General features: G+C 61.5%; 17 protein-coding genes and 1 pseudogene. 8 read left to right on the top strand and 10 right to left on the bottom strand.

Features of this window, described 5'->3' with window-relative positions; translation table 11 throughout:
• The 3 genes and pseudogenes from ACLBYD_RS24245 to ACLBYD_RS24235 all read right to left on the bottom strand — a co-directional run.
• Positions 1 to 462 (bottom strand): annotated as a pseudogene (locus tag ACLBYD_RS24245) (transposase family protein); the annotation flags it as partial.
• A 343-nt stretch (positions 463 to 805) separates the two neighbouring features.
• Positions 806 to 1,375, bottom strand: a complete 570-nt coding sequence (locus tag ACLBYD_RS24240; protein ID WP_237211455.1) for a hypothetical protein — start codon at positions 1,373 to 1,375, stop codon at positions 806 to 808.
• Between the two features lie 405 nt (positions 1,376 to 1,780).
• The gene (locus tag ACLBYD_RS24235; RefSeq protein ID WP_237211456.1) at positions 1,781 to 2,875 is read right to left on the bottom strand and encodes a hypothetical protein; all 1,095 of its coding nucleotides are present in this window, start codon (positions 2,873 to 2,875) and stop codon (positions 1,781 to 1,783) included.
• A gap of 493 nt (positions 2,876 to 3,368) precedes the next feature.
• Here ACLBYD_RS24235 and ACLBYD_RS24230 point away from each other — a divergent pair, with 493 nt between their 5' ends.
• The gene (locus tag ACLBYD_RS24230; RefSeq protein ID WP_237211457.1) at positions 3,369 to 3,833 is read left to right on the top strand and encodes a hypothetical protein; all 465 of its coding nucleotides are present in this window, start codon (positions 3,369 to 3,371) and stop codon (positions 3,831 to 3,833) included.
• Between the two features lie 45 nt (positions 3,834 to 3,878).
• Here ACLBYD_RS24230 and ACLBYD_RS24225 read toward each other — a convergent pair whose 3' ends face one another.
• Together ACLBYD_RS24225 and ACLBYD_RS24220 are read right to left on the bottom strand one after the other, a co-directional pair.
• Positions 3,879 to 4,385, bottom strand: coding sequence for a hypothetical protein (locus ACLBYD_RS24225; RefSeq protein ID WP_237211458.1), 507 nt, complete (start codon positions 4,383 to 4,385; stop codon positions 3,879 to 3,881).
• Positions 4,386 to 4,591: 206 nt separating this feature from the next.
• Complete coding sequence (locus tag ACLBYD_RS24220) at positions 4,592 to 5,557, bottom strand: hypothetical protein (protein ID WP_254584757.1); 966 nt, start codon at positions 5,555 to 5,557, stop codon at positions 4,592 to 4,594.
• 89 nt (positions 5,558 to 5,646) lie between these two features.
• Here ACLBYD_RS24220 and ACLBYD_RS24215 point away from each other — a divergent pair, with 89 nt between their 5' ends.
• Complete coding sequence (locus ACLBYD_RS24215; RefSeq protein WP_237211460.1) at positions 5,647 to 6,312, top strand: hypothetical protein; 666 nt, start codon at positions 5,647 to 5,649, stop codon at positions 6,310 to 6,312.
• A 542-nt stretch (positions 6,313 to 6,854) separates the two neighbouring features.
• Here ACLBYD_RS24215 and ACLBYD_RS24210 read toward each other — a convergent pair.
• Positions 6,855 to 7,334 (bottom strand): hypothetical protein, encoded by a 480-nt coding sequence (locus ACLBYD_RS24210; protein ID WP_237211461.1) that lies wholly within the window; start codon positions 7,332 to 7,334, stop codon positions 6,855 to 6,857.
• A gap of 221 nt (positions 7,335 to 7,555) precedes the next feature.
• Between ACLBYD_RS24210 and ACLBYD_RS24205 the strand changes: the two genes are divergently transcribed.
• From ACLBYD_RS24205 to ACLBYD_RS24190, 4 genes are all read left to right on the top strand, one after another.
• Positions 7,556 to 8,245 carry a helix-turn-helix domain-containing protein gene (locus ACLBYD_RS24205; RefSeq protein WP_237211462.1) on the top strand — a complete coding sequence of 230 codons (690 nt, stop codon included), beginning with the start codon at positions 7,556 to 7,558 and terminating at the stop codon, positions 8,243 to 8,245.
• A gap of 16 nt (positions 8,246 to 8,261) precedes the next feature.
• Complete coding sequence (locus ACLBYD_RS24200; protein ID WP_237211463.1) at positions 8,262 to 8,687, top strand: hypothetical protein; 426 nt, start codon at positions 8,262 to 8,264, stop codon at positions 8,685 to 8,687.
• Positions 8,688 to 8,802: 115 nt separating this feature from the next.
• Positions 8,803 to 9,252: a hypothetical protein gene (locus tag ACLBYD_RS24195; protein WP_254584756.1), complete on the top strand. Its 450-nt coding sequence runs from the start codon at positions 8,803 to 8,805 to the stop codon at positions 9,250 to 9,252.
• Positions 9,249 to 10,232: a hypothetical protein gene (locus ACLBYD_RS24190; protein WP_237211465.1), complete on the top strand. Its 984-nt coding sequence runs from the start codon at positions 9,249 to 9,251 to the stop codon at positions 10,230 to 10,232. Before ACLBYD_RS24195 ends, ACLBYD_RS24190 begins: the two co-directional genes overlap by 4 nt.
• On the opposite strand, the gene ACLBYD_RS24185 is transcribed toward ACLBYD_RS24190, so the two are convergent.
• Together ACLBYD_RS24185 and ACLBYD_RS24180 are read right to left on the bottom strand one after the other, a co-directional pair.
• Positions 10,209 to 11,039: a class I SAM-dependent methyltransferase gene (locus ACLBYD_RS24185; protein WP_175428174.1), complete on the bottom strand. Its 831-nt coding sequence runs from the start codon at positions 11,037 to 11,039 to the stop codon at positions 10,209 to 10,211. The two genes, ACLBYD_RS24190 and ACLBYD_RS24185, sit on opposite strands and share 24 nt — an antisense overlap.
• 98 nt (positions 11,040 to 11,137) lie before the next feature.
• Positions 11,138 to 11,794, bottom strand: coding sequence for a hypothetical protein (locus ACLBYD_RS24180; protein WP_237211466.1), 657 nt, complete (start codon positions 11,792 to 11,794; stop codon positions 11,138 to 11,140).
• Positions 11,795 to 11,913: 119 nt separating this feature from the next.
• On the opposite strand from ACLBYD_RS24180, the gene ACLBYD_RS24175 reads away from it, so the two are divergent.
• On the top strand, positions 11,914 to 12,345 hold the full coding sequence (locus ACLBYD_RS24175; RefSeq protein WP_138846247.1) for a hypothetical protein: 432 nt from the start codon (positions 11,914 to 11,916) through the stop codon (positions 12,343 to 12,345).
• A gap of 44 nt (positions 12,346 to 12,389) precedes the next feature.
• On the top strand, positions 12,390 to 12,830 hold the full coding sequence (locus tag ACLBYD_RS24170; protein WP_138846246.1) for a hypothetical protein: 441 nt from the start codon (positions 12,390 to 12,392) through the stop codon (positions 12,828 to 12,830).
• A 49-nt stretch (positions 12,831 to 12,879) separates the two neighbouring features.
• Here the strand turns inward: ACLBYD_RS24170 and ACLBYD_RS24165 are convergent, their stop codons facing one another.
• Both ACLBYD_RS24165 and ACLBYD_RS24160 read right to left on the bottom strand, forming a co-directional pair.
• The gene (locus ACLBYD_RS24165) at positions 12,880 to 14,187 is read right to left on the bottom strand and encodes an outer membrane protein assembly factor BamB family protein (RefSeq protein WP_138846245.1); all 1,308 of its coding nucleotides are present in this window, start codon (positions 14,185 to 14,187) and stop codon (positions 12,880 to 12,882) included.
• Positions 14,188 to 14,371: 184 nt separating this feature from the next.
• Complete coding sequence (locus tag ACLBYD_RS24160; RefSeq protein WP_447818416.1) at positions 14,372 to 16,105, bottom strand: hypothetical protein; 1,734 nt, start codon at positions 16,103 to 16,105, stop codon at positions 14,372 to 14,374.
• Positions 16,106 to 16,166 lie beyond the last annotated feature (61 nt).

The raw sequence follows: 16,166 nt of genomic DNA, 5'->3' as shown, positions 1-16,166 counted from the left end.
CATGAACGGTGTGCCAGGCGCACCGGTACTCGGCGGCGACGGCAGCGACCGAGCGATCCTCGTCGAGGACGGCGGCGGCCATCATCGTCTTCGCCCGCGGGGTGATGCGGGCGCGGGCCGGGATGCCCGGCACCGACTCGGTGAACACCTTGCGATCACAGACTCTATTGGTGCACAACCATTTCCGTTTCCGCCATTCGAGCACGGGGCGGTCCGGACCGATCTGCACATCCCGGGGATGGGTGGTGACCCAGCCCTTCGATCGGGTCGATATCTGCCCGCATTGTGGGCACACGCCGGCCCACCTCGGGTCGGTGCCGAGCCGGACGATCCGGTTGCCGTCGTCGATGCGCTGCACCGACTCGACGACGATGCCGTCGAGATCGAGCAGCAGTGAGCCACTACTGTGGAGCATGCCCGCGTTCCTTGCTGGTCTGGTTGCCTGAAGAACACCCAGCTCACAAGGGCGCGGGCCCTTTTTCAATCACCGACACGGCACGGGGTCGGACAGCATCACGCCCCTGCAAAGTGCGTAGAGCCGGTAAAGGTGGTGGACAGCCGGACCGGCCGAGACGCAGTGGTGGGTAGTTGATGTTCCGGCTTCGAGGCACTCACGATTCGATGAGGCGGCTTGTTTCGCGCGCCGACCGCCATGGCCAGTGGCGATACGGCGTGTGGGATTGAGCTGGCCCCAGCAGGTGGACTCTCATGATGGAGTCGACCGCTGGGGCCTTCGCGCGTGGATTTGTGTCAGGCGGTCGGCATGGTCTCGCGTCCTGCCGTCCCAGGGACGTTGAAGTGGGATCTAGTTCATCTCGATGTGGAGAGTTCCATCCTCATTGCATTGCGGAGCTATACCCCACGGATCCTTCAGGTCGAAGTGCAGGACGATCGACGACCCGTCGGTCTGGTTGACGGTCGTCGTAGCCGTCCGCTCTTGTTCGTCGATGTTGGCGATGATCTGGTCCGCGTCGTCATCGACGATCCACGGGCGAACTCGTTCTGCCATATCCAGCCGGAAGTTGCTGCGACTGATCAGCTCCTGGCACGTTGCGGAGTAGCTGTCGTAGAGGTCGTCGAAGGCGTCGTTGTCTTTCGGCTCGACCGGTTCCTGGCCAGTGCAGCTCGTCGGTGTTTGCTGATAACAGTCGAACCATCCAGCACTGGTAACCAGGTTGTTTCCTGCTGTCCGGACAGAGTCCCGCACAGATTCGACGTCGATAGGCGTTGCAGTCGTAGTGGGCGTGACGATGTTGACGAAGGCCGCCGTGTCTTCCTGCGCCGACGGTGTCCCTTCGTCGCCGCAGGCACTGAGGGTGGTTGCAAGCACCACCATCGCGGCGGCACTAAAGCATGTGGTGGCAAACTTCGTCACTGCGTAAAGCTCCTAGCTGTGTGAGCAGAGTTGCGTACTCTGCCACGGGGATCCATAACTTTTGCACTATCGCCAATGTGATGTACGGCGTTACGCGGCCGTGTCGGTGGACAGCCGACGCTGCCCGTGGGCGTTGTCACGCGTACTTTGACCGCATGCTCGGCGTACACCGGTCATACCGAGACTGCGCGGCGCGGACCAAGCCGGTGGGGCCGGCGTTCCAGACGGACCGATCGTGCGGTGGCAGCACTGTTGCGCTGCACCGGTTCACGGTTGGACCGGCGATCCACTTCCTTCGTATCGTCGATGACTCACGGCTTCCATGGGTGCTCCTTCGGCGTTGCGTAGCAGCTACCGCCAGCCGGATCAACTGCTGGAAATGAAGGTTCTCACGGCATGCGGAGATCAGCCCACCGGTTTCCAGACGCCCATACGAGAACTCTCGAACTGTCCATCTGTGGGAGTGATCGTCACGGTCACCTGCTGTGCGGAGGTGACGAAGTCGTTGTCGATGATGTCGCCCGATGTCGATGTGCGTTCCCAGTAACCGTCTTTGATCAGCTCACCGGGAGCAGCGGTGGTCTGGTAGGTGCCCGGAGGGATCTCGTTCTCCCCGTAACCGACAACCCAAGTGCCGCTGCTGAACCACCGTTCGATGTTTCCCTGCTGGACCTGCTGCCATGTCTCCTTGATGGCGTCGTCGCCCAGTAGGTCGACACCAGCGGTGATCAGGTCCTTGTTCCAGCGGGTCGTCCAGTCCTCCATCAACTGGGCCGGCGACCAGGAGCTGACAGTACTGTCCCGGCGTTCGTTGATCTGGTCGAACAAAGACTTGACGGCAAATGCGGGGACACGTTCCTTCGGCACTGTTCTGCCGTTGGGGTAGGTGTACTCCGTGGTCGCCGTCGGCGGCAGGGCCCAGCGATTCTCGTAGACAAGCTGGTTGAACTGGTCTTCCGGGGTGTCCTCGAACGTGGGCGGCGGCGGCGGCGAAGGCTTGACGATTTCTGTAGGTGTGAACGGTTCTGTGCCGATTTCGATCTCTGAGAAGCGGAATTCGAAGTCGGTGCCGGTGTCGCTGGCCATCACGAGGGTATTGGGCTCGCCAGACTCGTTGCTGAGCTGGTACGGAGCCTTGTACGGGGAAGCACCCCAGCCGTAAGCATCGGGGCCGAATTCTCGTTCTGCAACGATTTCGTTCTTCAGGACGTCGCTGCTGCGGTGAAAGTAGTAGCTATCAATCGGTTTGCCATTGTGGAACAACTCGACTTTGGCGCGAAACGTTAAATTGGTTCCTTCCGCGGCTGTAACCTCGTCATCAACCACAAGCTCCCAGTTCACGTTCGGTTGGAGTCCGCCCGGGTATACGAGCTTGTTGTCGAGAATGTTTGTTTCTTCGTGCGTGTAGTAATACACATCGAACTCGGCCAACTCGGTGAGCTTCAACCGAACCGGATTATCTTCGGTAGCGGATGCGTCGATGACCACTTCCTCCGGCACACCGACGTCGTTCCCGTTACTACAGGAGACCACGAGCGTACTGAGCAGAGCGACAGCACCGATAAAGGCCGGCTTAAGCCAAGGTCGAGACAACCAATACTCCCGTGAACGGCACCGACTACCGGTGCATAGGCTTCCCGACCTGTGATGCAGCATACGGAAAGCCCGTTGACGGCCTTCTCTTGGGCTCCCCCGATCGTTGGACTGCGCTCGTAAATCCCCTCTGACTTCTCGATACCGACAGAATTGTTCCTGGTGATCGACGGCTGGTGAAAGAGGTCTCTACGGTGTGCGCGGCCCCGCAACCCACCGGATGGGAAGGCCCGCAGTGTGTCGTGTCAGCAGTCGGTGTTTCCACCACACCGTTGCACCCCTCAACGATCGAGCCGGCGATCCAGTCCCTTAGGATCCTCAACGCTCGCGGCTTCCATGGGTGCTCCTTCGGCGCTGCGCAGTAGTAGTAGCCAGCCCGATCGACTATGGAAGCCAGCAGGTGCCGATGCCTCAACTTATTGCGCTCGTAATTTTTCTTTTAGCTCTCGGCGTTGTTCTCATGCTGATATTTTGGCCATTTGTTATGGCGCAAAACTTTTTCCTTCTTACTCAGGGTATTGATAAATACACAGCTTTACCACTTCCCGTGGGAATTGCGGCGCAATTGCTCTATTGGGGCGCCATTATCGGGGTTATCGCCTGCCTGGCATCCAAGCCTTCCCTGACTGGGGACAGTGATACTGCTGTAGAGCGAAGGCGCTATCGGAAGCGCCTCACCCTAAGCGGGGGCGTCCTCATCGGCGTTGTCGCGCTGCTCGTCTGGGGGTTCTGGGTCCCCGAAAAGTCTGGTGGCGAACACTACCAAGTAATCAAAGACCGGTGCCGTTCGGAAGTCGGATCTGCTGGAGAGATCACCTACTCACTGGTCGACGACTGCATCGAGAGGAAAATCGACTCGCTGTAACCTTGGACCTGACTTCATCACTCGGAACTCGACCGATGGAGTTCATCAGGCCCACTGCACCCTTCGATCATGTGCGCGCGCCCATTCAGCGATGACACGTAGCTCTTCGAGTCGCTCCTGGATGTATCCCGCGCGTCGACCACAGTCGATGACGCGGGGGCTGGCGCCGACTTGATGGGCGGGCACACCTGCATCCTGAGGGCTCAGTGCCTCAGCAGTGAGAACGCGGCCGAGGAAGTCCTCCGCCGAGCACGCGCCGCTGCATTCACCAGAAAAGCCCAGAACGTCCAACAACGTTGCCGCGTTCGCATTCGAGACGTTGAGGTCCGGCACGTCCTCGCCGTCGGATGTGACGGCCTCGATCGTTGCGCCGTACGCACGAGCGGACTCCGGGTCGGTGCAACCTTGCAGCACTGCATCGGACGCGTGCAGCTCGTCCAATCGAGCAACCGCCTCGGAATACTCCGCGAACAGCTCGCTGATACCACCGAGGTGGTCGACGAGCCGGTAACCGATGACCGGTGCCATTTCGGGGTAGAACGTGATCGACATGTGGGCCTCCTTGCGCGATTGCGATGTACTGCAATCAACCCTGCGTCTCGGCACCCAAGGCCGCGGCACGACAGCGCGGCCGGCCGTAGACAGACGGTGGCCGGCTGAGGCTGTTTTCCGGTTGAAGAGTGTCGTTGTGGCACCCAAACGTTCGGCGGTGCAGGACAGCGTGGTCGGTACGCGGTGGAGTGGGCACAGCCCAGCGGTTAGGACGGCTGCACGAGAAAGGCCGGCTCGTTACCCTCCAGCGGCACCCTGCAGAGGATCCCTGCTTGGACTGCATCCCAGGCCACGTGGGTCAGACGTAAGGCAAGTAGGCCCTCGGCATCGTCGTAGACGCTTCCCCGCGTCCATGGAACAACGGTGCCGGTTTTCAGGTCGTTAGCGGCGGAGTGGATTCGTCGGCGTGCATCGTTGGATGGGTGCGCTGCGCTTTGAACGTGGTGGATCTGTTCGTTGGTCCATAACCAGGGAGGTAACTCGCTGTTGTTGTCGAAGGCGGCTAGCGCCTGACCGACGTTGTCGTCTATACCGGAGCCCTGATAGCCCACTTCCGGCACGATCCAGTCCCCCACTCGGATCTGATCACCACCTTCACGGGCGGGTTCGCGAAGCCACGACACCGCCGAGAGCGTGTCCGGCTCGGGTGAACGACCCAGCACCTGCGCCAGCATCTGGTCCAATCGGGACTCATTGCGGCGGAGGATGGCGGTCGGAAGCACCAACAGTCCTGTAGGTTCCCACGCTGTGCTCAGCGGAAGAGGCTCGCGTCGATAGGTGTCGGTTCCTGCGAGCATGAGAATGGTCTCGAACACCCGAGGTGGCAGGACATGGATCGGCAAAGCGGCGAATGAGTCAGCCCGCGTGTGCATGATCTGCTGCACGAGTTGAGGGGCCGAACTCAATCCCGTGTCCGCACGCTGGGGTGGTTTCGGGACGAAGCCGTAGTAGTGCTGGATCCATTCGGTGAGCATGGTGAGCACGTCCGCGTGCGGATGTTCCGGATGTCTGTCAGCCCAGTGGACATTGGCGTTGTGTTGTTCGGCGAACAACCTCATCACCGCCGCCATGTCACCACGCATCCACTGCACCGAATCACGTAGCTGCACGGCGGCACGACTCGCTTCGTTCTGCACACTCCACTCCCGTATCGATGCTGTTGTTCCGGCCATCAGGTGTCCTTCTCATGCATTCAGGGATGCGTCGGTCGTTGGCACTCATCGCCTCGTCCACCCGAACCTGGTACGTCATGATCTGGCGCATGAACGAGACCAGCTGGCATGTCGCGCAAACGGAGCGGCTCTGTGCGATCCTGCAGGAACGTAACATCGCCGTTTCCCGCGAAGTCGTCAGTGAATTCGTCAACAACATGGTTACGTTGGTGTCCGAATCGGCCGGCATCACCCCGGACCTGGCCCGCACAGTCATCACGTCCGATGCAGTGGAACGTTGGGCGGACAGCCTTGCCCCGACAATTCTGGCCAGCGCGGTCCCCGGCGAATCTGCGCCGACGGTGCTGCTGTCTGCCCATACAGTCGCGCAGGCGGCTGCCACATTGGTGGAGTTGATGAGGGCAGCCCGAATAGTCGAGCAGTTGGCAGACACCGCGGTTCTGGCAATGTCGGACGTTGCAACTGATTCGGCAATGATGCGAGATCTGTCCTTGGAGGTGCAGCGGAGAGTGCAGTCCTTATCACAGGATGTTGCGCGCCATTTGGTAACTCAGCCGCCTTTGGAAGTGCTGCAGCTTCCCGTCGACACGTACAACCGGTTGATCGATTTCCTCGACGAGGTGTCGCAGTGTCCGTTACTGCCGCTGGCCGAGGAGAACGGGCACGGTACCTACCATCACACCGTCCTGGGTGAGTACACGCTCAGTGACGTCGTTTCTGCGACTCTTCACGACTTGGACTCGGCCACTGCGTGAGAGGGCGTTGTGTTGACAGCGGCCACTGCTCTGGCAACGAGGTCGAGGTTCCGGTGTTCCCGATACGTATGAGTCCGCTGTCGTCGCAAGATGTCAAGCACGCGAGGTTGCAGTTCCATCGACGTCGTTGTTGCCACGTTGCTGCAGTGGGACGCGATAGCCCCTGCGAGCATCCACGACAGGATGGTCAGTTCGTCGTCGTCAGGTTCGGAGACTGTCGATAGCCGGTGGTTCAGGGTCCAGGCCAGAGTTGTCACCAGTGCGGAGGAAGAGCTGGGCGGGCTTTCACTCGGCAAGTGGCCTTCTGAGCGCATGCGTGTGTCCTTACTCGTGGTGTGGAGAGGTCCCCCGATCGGGGTTGCGTCGAGGCGGCGAGCGCACGTGGGTGTGGTCTCGCGGCCGCGATGGCGGTGAGAAAGATAAGGGGTCGCGGCCGAAGGTGCGGCACGCCGAGACGGTGAACGGCGTGAGGNGTCCGGGGCCTCACGCGTCTTGTCCCTGTGGTCAGGGTTGTTCTCCGATGATGCGCCGCTATGCGGCGACTAGGCAGAGATATTGGATGGGTTGTAGCTAAGGATCGACCGGGCATCATCGACCGCGCGGGTGGCGAGATCGGCGATACCGTGTGCGACAGCGCGGGCAAAGTCTGGCCCGCCGCATTGATCCTGGCAGAGCTCCCACGGTGACGTCAGTTGCCCGACGCTGATGGCTGTCGACATGCGTCGGCCGGCCATGTGTGGGAATCGACGACCGAGAACTGCTACCACGCGGACGATTTCGCCGCCGGTGTCGTCATCGGTGCTGCCATACTCGCTGATGATGCTGATGTCGAGGTTTCCATGATCACCCTCCCGATCACGGATGGTGAAGACATCAGCATCCCCGAGCTCGCACAGTGCCCTCCACAATGAGGTCATCAAGGTGTGACCGTTGTCGACAGTGATGTCGTCGTAGGTTCTTGATCCCTCGATGGTCGCGAGGTACTCGTCGAGCTTCAACGAGTCCACGTCGATCCGAATCATCTACTTCCCTCGTCTACCTCCTCCCAACGGAGGAACATATACGCATCGAAGATGTATTTCAACACCATTTGAGCACCATCTGAGTCCTATGCCATAGTTACTGCAATACGTTGGATTGACAGAAGCACCGTTCTGGATGTAGCTCGAGTAACGCTTAGCCCCCGAAAGCCGAGGAACCCATTGGCGCACGCCAACAGACCGCAAATGAGGTGTTCCAGCTAATGGCCAATGATTCAGCCCGCCTCGGCGACTACGTCGCCGCCCGTCGCCGCGAACTCGGCCTGACTCGCGCGCAGGTCCAACAGGCGGGCGGTCCTTCGGTCAGCCGACTCGCAACCATCGAAGAAAACAGCGGTCCCGATCCTTCCGCCCCCACGCTTCAAAAGCTAGATGCGGGCTTGCAGTGGCAGCCAGGATCAGCGGCTCGAACGCTCTCGGGCGGCATCCCACGGGCACTGCCTGACGCTCCAACCTATGCATCGAACGGCGACGGGAACGCGTCCGACCACACTTCGGGCCAATCACTGATCGGTGTGTCACAGGTCTCTGTAGCGGTGGAAGAACTGGCCGGCCTGCTCCGAGCAGTCAACCGGCTCACTGACTCCTACGCAGCGGGCAGCGACGACCTCGGCGAGTCTGTTCGACAGGTCCAGTCCTCCACTTCCAGTCTGGCAGGACGTTGGGCCACCGAAGTCCTCGAACGCAATCGGATCTCCAACACGGAGGTTCCCGCAGTCCTCGAGCTGGCCTTCGGCCACCTTCTCGATGCCCCGACCGACGGCACCGCTGAACCAGAACTGACCGAGCGCTTGTATCGTCGTTGGCTGAGCGGGAGAGTTGCCGGTCTGACGGAGGAACAGACTGAAGCGTTTACGCAGCGACTCCACCGCCGAGCCAATCACACGGGTTAGAAGAGGGAGGTACGGCATGAACGATAGGCGTCAGTCACGTCTGTCTGAGCGCATCGATCGCCTCTTCACAACTCTCCCCAAGCCCGACGGCTCCTCGCACACCCCGGCCAGTGTCGCAGCTGAAGTGAACTCGCGGTTCAACACGGCCATCACGACCGAAGACATCGAGAATCTCCGTTCCGGTGCCGTGACGGATGTTTCCGACGCTGTCCTCAGCTGCATAGCTCAGGTCTTCGGGTTCGCCCCGGAATACCTCACCGACGACGATGCCGTCGATCTCGAGGAGCAGTTGGAACTGTTTGCCGCCATGCGCACAGCGGGGGTCCCGTGGGTGGGATTACGACGCAACCCCGGGCGCGCATCCTCCGCCGAACGAAGACAAGTCATCTCTCTACTCAGGAGCATTAATGAGCGACCGGCCGGGTCCAGAGACGTCATCTGACTCAGCCCGTGAGGCCGCGGAACGTGTTCTGCAGGATCTCCCCGTAAGCCGCCCCTGGAGTATCGAGAGGTTCATCGCCGATCTCTCCATCCGAAACGGTCGCGCTATTCAGTTGATGACCATCCCCGACCAGAAAACACAGGTCGAAGACCAGGATGGAAATACGATCACCGGGGCCTGGCTCCCCAACGAGCGAATCGACTACGTCTTCGTCACCTCCAAGGCCGAAGGCGACTACCGTGACCACATCATCTGCCACGAGTTGGCCCACATCATCTTCCGGCACCGTCCCGACGCTCGGACTGCCGAGACACTGCAGCAGATCTACCTGCGCACACTCATGCCCTCGATCAGCCGTGACGTGGCGCAAACCCTGCTCCCCACCTACTGCAAGAACCGCACGCTTCTGACAGACCCCATCGAACGCGAGGCCGAATGGTTAGCGACGCTGCTCATGTCCCGAGCCAAGGAGTTGACACGACCATTGTGGGGTGACGATGTTGGTGACCACGACAGCGCAATCCTCGGGCGCCTAGCCCGTGCCGTCGGATGGGCAGTGCCATGACCTCAATCTTGGTGGGCATCGCATTGCCATTAGCTCTCGTTCTGATCGCCGCCTGGCGCGCGTACCGATACCGCGGCCTTCGGGAAACGTGGATCCTCACCGCGGCTCTCGGCCTTCTGGGGTCTGCGAAACTCGCACGCGTCCCTGTTATTACCGATGAGTACATCGACGAAGGGCTGCATGCCATCACTGGTGTGTACAACCTGACCGATTTCACGGGAATGCTGTTGGGCACCTTGGCCGCGACTGCGTTCGCGGCGTTCGCATCGTTCACCATCGGTGGCAACTGGTCGACTTCTCGTCGACTCCCCTACTTCTATGCCGTCGTGACGGCATTGATGGCAGGGACCTTCCTGATGACTCCGGTCACAGAATCACCCACGAGCTACATGACTGCCGACTTTCCGATGACTGGGTGGCTGGCGGCGTACTGGACCGTCTATCTCGGCACGATCGGAGTCGCTGCGCTTTCCATTCTGGTGGTAACCGTCAACGCCATGAGGAAGGTTCGACGTGGCCCGCTAGCGGCAGGTCTTGCCGCTTTCGCCGTCGGAGCTACCATCGCAGCCGCCTACGTTGCGATGAAAATCGCTGACCTGTATGTCAACAACGACCCGGACCTGGATGAGACCTGGTACGCGCAGCACTCGAAAACCGTGTCCCTCGTGCTGGTTCTCGGTCTCGTTGCCACCTTCGCAATTGTCGGTGGAATCGTGATCGCCGAAACGCTCCCCCGGCGCTACCGCCGGTATCAGTTGTTGCGCAACCGGATGCACGAATGGCAAGAAGCTACCCGCCTCAATGAGGGTGTGGTGCTTACGCCCACCGAGCCGACCCTGACCCGGTGGGCAGCATGGCGCGCCTCGAAAGACTCCGTAGCTGCCCACCGGCTCATGGTGGAGCTATCCGACATCGGCATGTTCGGTGCCGCCCAAGCAGCACCGGAGACTACAGCTCTACAAACGCCGACCGGACAGTAGCCACGCCACGACATTGCCCGGTTCTTCCGTGTACGGAACGTGACGGTCGATGGTCGCGGCGTAGTCGGCGATACTTACGCCTTCGCCCTCCCATCCGTGCGGCCGCAGCCATGTAGCAGGGTCGTCGACGTACGACCGGAACGCTGAACCGGCTTCAGTAGCGCGGTTGTTCATCTGCTGAGTCTGCTGTTCTTCGCGTGAGCCCGGACCGAAGTGAGAGCCACACAGCACCGTCCCACTAGCACTGAGTTCGCTGATGGTCGACAGAAGACGTTCGTTCTGCTCGTCCCCAAGATAGAAGAACAAGCTCTCGACGATCCACACAGTCGGCTCGGCAGCGTTGTGCCCGGCCGCAGTTAGCGCACTCGACCAGTCATCGGTTTCCACGTCTCCAGCCACTGTGATGCGGCGACAAGTCGGCTCGCGGCCGGCCGCCGCGACCGCGGCGTCCTTGAACTCGAACAAGCTCTCGAGGTCCACTTCGAATACGGTCACCTCCGCAGACAAGCCCAACCGGAAGGCACGAGAGTCCAGGCCTGCACCCAGGATCACTACCTGGCATACACCTGCCGCGACAGCCTGGCGAACCTGCTCGTCGAGGTAGTGGGTGCGCGCTGCGTTGGTGCGATACAACCTGGTCTCGGTGACGTTCGGCAGACGAAGGTCTCCATCAGGAGACATCCCGGAAGCGATTACGAACTTCTCGGCAAGATCGTCGACGAACAGGTGATCTGGTCGCTTGGACTCCACCGAACGGAAGTATGCGGTGGCCACTGCTGTGGGCTTGACGTTCCCCTTGATCTCCATAGTCCCCAGTCTGGCGGCACGGCGACAGCTGCGTGCATGCGGACCCTGCTGACAGCAATTCATGCAGGTCGAGCCCGGTATGTGGCCTTCGGAGAGACTCAACCGGCCACGGAGGCTCTCCCCGAGGCGACATCTGCAAGCCATCCCCCCGCCGACGACTCGGGGAGCAGCGCAGCTAGCCCGGGGACCAGAACGTGCCGGCGGCCGCGATGCCAGTAGTACGCCGCTCGGGGATCGACACGCGCCAGGAACTGAAGATCTTCGGGACGGTCTGCCTTGAGAAGCTCTTCTGCACGCCACCGTCCTCGGCGCACCTCGTCAACGGTCGAGTACATCAACGCAGTCTTCGATTGCTTCTCGCACCACGCCGCTGTGCGTGCCTCCCGAAGCAGTAGGCCGAAACCAAAGTGGGTCAGTGTCGTCGCTGCCGGCACCTGCTGGATCCAGCGCAGGTCCTCCGCCCAGCGAGCAAACTCATCCTGCGAGCGTCGCGCAGACCACTGTGGGCGTCCATCGGCTCTGATAACCGCGACGGGTACACCCTCATGCAGCAGGACCTGCTCGCCCAGGTCCACTCGGTAGGAGTTGTCCGGAACGTACGCAGCTGTCGCCGGCAGAGCAAAGAAGCGGTAGCCCTCGTGCGGCCGCAGGGGCTTCGGTGGCCGTCGATCCGATCGACCCGGCAGATCGTTCGGATCGTCCCCGAACTCGGAGGCCCATTCGACGGGCGGGTAGGTGGGCGCGCGGTGCGGCATAGTCACTCCACTTCATGAGCGTTCTCAGTTGTCGGTGACCTCATGTATAGGGCCGCAACGGCGCCGACGGGGCATTGCAGGGAGCGCTCCACCCGAATCGGGTGAGGCACACTCCGGATATGAAGACATTTGCTCGCACCCGAGTGCCGTTTTCGGTAGAGGACATCGACTGCTCTATCAGCGTCGGCGACAACGGTTTGGTGCAGCACGCATTGACGCACGCATTGCGTATCGCACTTGAAGCGGGCGGGTCTGCTCCAGGTGTTGATCCGCTGAAGATTTGTGAGGCCCTGGAGCTGTTCGCGACCATCGAGAAAAACACCAATGGAGACACCGGCCAGTTCCTGCGCACCGACTATCCGATGGTGTTCTCTGTGACCGGAGCGCTGGCGTTCGCACGCGATGTGCTGATAGCGACGGCCGGCAACATCGACGCAGGCCTGTGTCCAGTGCCTACCAACCAGAGTCCTATCGAGGCCGCGGCCGGGTTTCGTGACACCGCGTCATGGCTGGACGACATCATCACCGCCGCGCACGGCGACGTTCGCTGACCTGCCCGGTGACACCACTGGAATTCGACACCAGGAGATCCGCGATGACCGCCACCTATCCCGAGCGTCGGTTGCCCGCACACGTGCATGCGATTGACGTTCACGCCCGCTACGCGGCCATGGGGCTGCTGCGCACGAAGCTTGCCTCCGCACTTCGGATGCTGCTCGAATCCGGAGTTCCTGATCCTGTTGGGCTTGACCCCCGGGAGATCGCCGAGCTGCTCACCGCGTTGACCTTCACACTCGTCGACGCCGATACGTCTCCGGAGTTGTTCCAGAGCGACCCGCCGATGGCATACATGCCGATTGGTGGTCTGGAACTCGCGGTACAGGTGCTTCGTCGCACCGGCGCATGCGTGCAGTCGGGTGTGCTCGCTGTGCCGGACATACCTGCTGCTGCCGACCGCGACGCGTTCGGACAGTCCTACTTGGATGTCGCCGACGCCACCCAACATATGATCGAGCAGATCCGCGAAACTGCCTGAGCTCGTGCAACTACGGGCCGACCGATAGATCGTTCACCCGTGCACAGGGTCACTGGAAGTGAAGGACTCGCATGCGTTCGTCGTCGGAAAGGACGATGTAGTCCTGGTATTCGTCGACGATCCAGCCTCCGGTGCCCATATTCCACAGGATGTCACCGGTGGCGACATCGACTGCAGTCAGGCGTGTTCCGGATGCAAACAGCAGGACCTCGCCGTCACCTGCGACGCGGTGCTTTCTATCGGTGAGCGAGTAGCCACCGGGGTTTCCGGGCAAGGACTCCGCGTCATCGGGGAGCACACTATCGACGCTGATGGCCCACAGTGGGGCTCCGTTTTCGGCGTCGTAGGCGCGCAGCCTCTCAGAGTTCTCGACGACCAGAAGCGTGTTGCCGGCCAGTCCGACGACACGAAAATGGTCCGTCTCTGCATAGGTCCAGCGGACGCGTCCCGTAGAGCGTTCGCGCACTGCCCCGTATTCATCGATGAAGAGTCCGCTATCACGCCCACCCGGAATGCTCGGCACTTCCTCGAAGGGCTCGGAATACTCGAAAATCTTCTTCCCGTCCAGGTCGATAACGTCGAATGTTTTGTCCTCAAGAGGTTCTTCCGAGTTGTAAACCATCGTCTCGAGCAGCCCGGCCGAGTTGAACGAGCCCTGACGTTGAAAATCCTGGTAGACGATCGTGCCGTCCTCCTCGACGACCGTCACCCAGTTTTGGTTGCTGTAGATCGCAATCTTGTCGCCGTGCAGACTGAAGTTGCAGGGGTTCTCAGTATTCGCAGGAACCCTGACAAGCAACTCCTCGGTGAAGTCCGGGGCTTTTCGAGCCGCGAGTTTGAACGTTCCGTCCTCACGCCAGCAGGTATAGAGCGTGTCACCGGCGACATGGTCGTTGCCCTGCAGGCTAGGTATGGATGCGACGGTAGAGCCATCCTTGGGGTTAAGGATGGTGGTGGTGTCTGTCCCCGACACCCGGCATACCACCATGGTCGCATCCTGCGAGTACATCTCGGAAGAACCGCAGTATGCGCCTTCCATCATGTATTCCCACGACTGGGCGGTCTCGAGATTGACCCCGGTCATCTTCTTTCCGAGGCTTCTTCCGGCGGACCCGGTGGGGTCCTGGAAATAGACCAAAGCCTCGCCCGTAATGAGCAGCGGCCACACCTCGTCGTCCGCAAATTCGATCTCGTGTGTCCCAATCTCACGCGGAATCTGAGAGTAGGTTCCCGGAACTGGATCGCCGGTCGGACGCGTTTCGGAGTTCCCGGACAACGCAATGGCCGTGCCGGCAGCAACGCAGACAACCGCCACAACAGCGGCGCCGGCAAGGATCGACTTCTTGTCGAACTTCACGACAATCCCTCTCGCGTAACCACCGCGATGTGGCTGCCCCGATTGCCAGCCTGTCTAGCACTCACCACCCGCTAAACCGGGAACTGTATCGCATATGTCCGGTTGGTTCAGTTTGCAGGAAGGGTCATGCCGCGGAACGGAGACTCAGCGCTCCTCAGTCCCACGTCCCAGACCGGCGCAGCGGTTACCAGGTCTGCAGCAGGCCGACCATCGCTGCGCCGATGCGCTCTGCGATCTGTTCGGTGTCGTCCAAGATGCTCACCCGTACCGCGTCTGACCGCTGGTTCAGCTGTTCCAACCACTGCGGCACCCACTGGAAGTGCGTCAGCCACAGCACCGCGGCGCCGCTGGTAGTGAAGCGACGGAGATGCTGCTCCACTATGTGGTGGTTGGGGATGTCTCCATCGCTGATCACCACAACCAGCCGCGGCCCGGTACCCGCGGTCAAGTGCAGGCGAGCGTCCAAAGCCAACAGCGCTTCGGGCAGCCCCTCACTCGTGCCCTCGCAAGCTGGCAGGAGCACCCTTCTATTGTTCGGGTTTACCTGCAAGACCGCGGCGTCGCTGTTCCAGGTCATGGTCTCGGCGTCGCCTCCCCGCGAACGCACAGCACGCCGCACCATCCACGCCGCGACTCCGGCAGCTTCGAGTACCGGCTCCACCGAGGGCGAAGTATCCACTGCGATACCAACTGTCAGGGGAGGAACATCGACCACCCGTCTTCGTTTGCTAGACCACGGCGCGGCGGTGGGGCTGACACCTGCAGCGAGTTGACCTTCGCGTCTGACGAGCTCGCGGGTGTTCATCCGGCCGGGAGGAGCTGCCTGCGCATTGGTGCGCACGTATGTTCCGCGGTCTGCAGCCCGCGTAAGCAGCCGGGTCAGCCGTGCTGACTGCTGGGTCTCAGCGGCAGTGGGTCGACGTGCGGAGTGGCGGTGTGTGCGTGCGCGGGCTGCGGCACCGGCTGCCGTTGTCTGCGCTGCAAGCTCTCGCCTGAGGTCACGGCGGTGCTGAGCGCGAGAGGTCAGGGCGGTGACGTTCTCTGCGTAGCGGAGCTGGTCAACCGAGCGGCGGGCCATCGCGGCCAGTGCTGCGGCGAGTTCTTCCTCGACGTCCGCGTCTGCGCTGGCGGCTGCATGGTCGTTTGATCCGGTGGAGACGGGAACGTCGTCGCTGCCATGTTCGACCAACTCGTCGCCACCGTCGTCCTCGGCGTCTTCGGAGCTCATCACGTCGGCGATTGTGTGCGCGCACCGCACCAGAGCCTCGACGTCGCCATCGGGGAGACCGACGGCGATCCGAATCTGTGTCACCAGCACGTCGACCTGCTCGTCCGAGAGAAAGCGGCCGGCCAGTGCTGTCAGATCCGGAAGGTCGCTGTGCTCGTAGACGCCTGCGTCGATGCGGCCGCCGACCAGGATCAACATCCTGGCTGCCTCGTCTGCGCTTCGCGCGTTGATGGGGCCGAGCAGATGGGTTGCCGAAGCCCGTAGCCACGATCGAGCGCGTGGGTTCTCCGCGACAACCCTGCCTTCCATACGGGGCTCTTCCAGAAGCGATGCCCACCTTGCAGCTCGTTTCGGCATCGTCCCGCGTCGCGCCGAGTGCGTGGCGTGGCCGACCTCGTGTGCTGTCACCCCGGCCAAAACCGGGTACCTGGCACAGTCACGCGGATCCCGCAGGTCGATCCGATCCGGGTCCGCGGCCGCAGCAAGGACCTGGGTGGCGTCAACGAAGAGAGTCGCCGCCGAGTGATCGAACATCCCGGCCGGGCGTTGGCCATCGAAGATCTCCGTGGCACCGGGACCGATGACGGCCAGCAGGTCCCGACGTGGGGTGATCGTATCGACGAACGCACCGAGCCGAAGCGACAGTTTCCGCCACGCTGGTGTGTGGTCCCCGTCCGGGGCAGCCGACATCGGATCGGACGTGGGGTGGCGGGTTGCCGACATAGCCGAGTTCTCCTGTCATCGTGTTGAC

The organism is Rhodococcus sp. C26F, from assembly GCF_053345925.1.
This window is presented reverse-complemented; position numbering and strand designations above follow the sequence as displayed.

What these genes read in the sequence shown, in the direction of transcription:
- ACLBYD_RS24225 (WP_237211458.1), bottom strand. Translation starts at nt 4,385, where the DNA reads ATGTCGATCACGTTCTACCCCGAAATGGCACCGGTCATCGGTTACCGG.
- ACLBYD_RS24220 (WP_254584757.1), bottom strand. Translation starts at nt 5,557, where the DNA reads ATGGCCGGAACAACAGCATCGATACGGGAGTGGAGTGTGCAGAACGAA.
- ACLBYD_RS24215 (WP_237211460.1), top strand. Translation starts at nt 5,647, where the DNA reads ATGAACGAGACCAGCTGGCATGTCGCGCAAACGGAGCGGCTCTGTGCG.
- ACLBYD_RS24210 (WP_237211461.1), bottom strand. Translation starts at nt 7,334, where the DNA reads ATGATTCGGATCGACGTGGACTCGTTGAAGCTCGACGAGTACCTCGCG.
- ACLBYD_RS24205 (WP_237211462.1), top strand. Translation starts at nt 7,556, where the DNA reads ATGGCCAATGATTCAGCCCGCCTCGGCGACTACGTCGCCGCCCGTCGC.
- ACLBYD_RS24200 (WP_237211463.1), top strand. Translation starts at nt 8,262, where the DNA reads ATGAACGATAGGCGTCAGTCACGTCTGTCTGAGCGCATCGATCGCCTC.
- ACLBYD_RS24195 (WP_254584756.1), top strand. Translation starts at nt 8,803, where the DNA reads ATGACCATCCCCGACCAGAAAACACAGGTCGAAGACCAGGATGGAAAT.
- ACLBYD_RS24190 (WP_237211465.1), top strand. Translation starts at nt 9,249, where the DNA reads ATGACCTCAATCTTGGTGGGCATCGCATTGCCATTAGCTCTCGTTCTG.
- ACLBYD_RS24185 (WP_175428174.1), bottom strand. Translation starts at nt 11,039, where the DNA reads ATGGAGATCAAGGGGAACGTCAAGCCCACAGCAGTGGCCACCGCATAC.
- ACLBYD_RS24180 (WP_237211466.1), bottom strand. Translation starts at nt 11,794, where the DNA reads ATGCCGCACCGCGCGCCCACCTACCCGCCCGTCGAATGGGCCTCCGAG.
- ACLBYD_RS24175 (WP_138846247.1), top strand. Translation starts at nt 11,914, where the DNA reads ATGAAGACATTTGCTCGCACCCGAGTGCCGTTTTCGGTAGAGGACATC.
- ACLBYD_RS24170 (WP_138846246.1), top strand. Translation starts at nt 12,390, where the DNA reads ATGACCGCCACCTATCCCGAGCGTCGGTTGCCCGCACACGTGCATGCG.
- ACLBYD_RS24160 (WP_447818416.1), bottom strand. Translation starts at nt 16,105, where the DNA reads ATGTCGGCTGCCCCGGACGGGGACCACACACCAGCGTGGCGGAAACTG.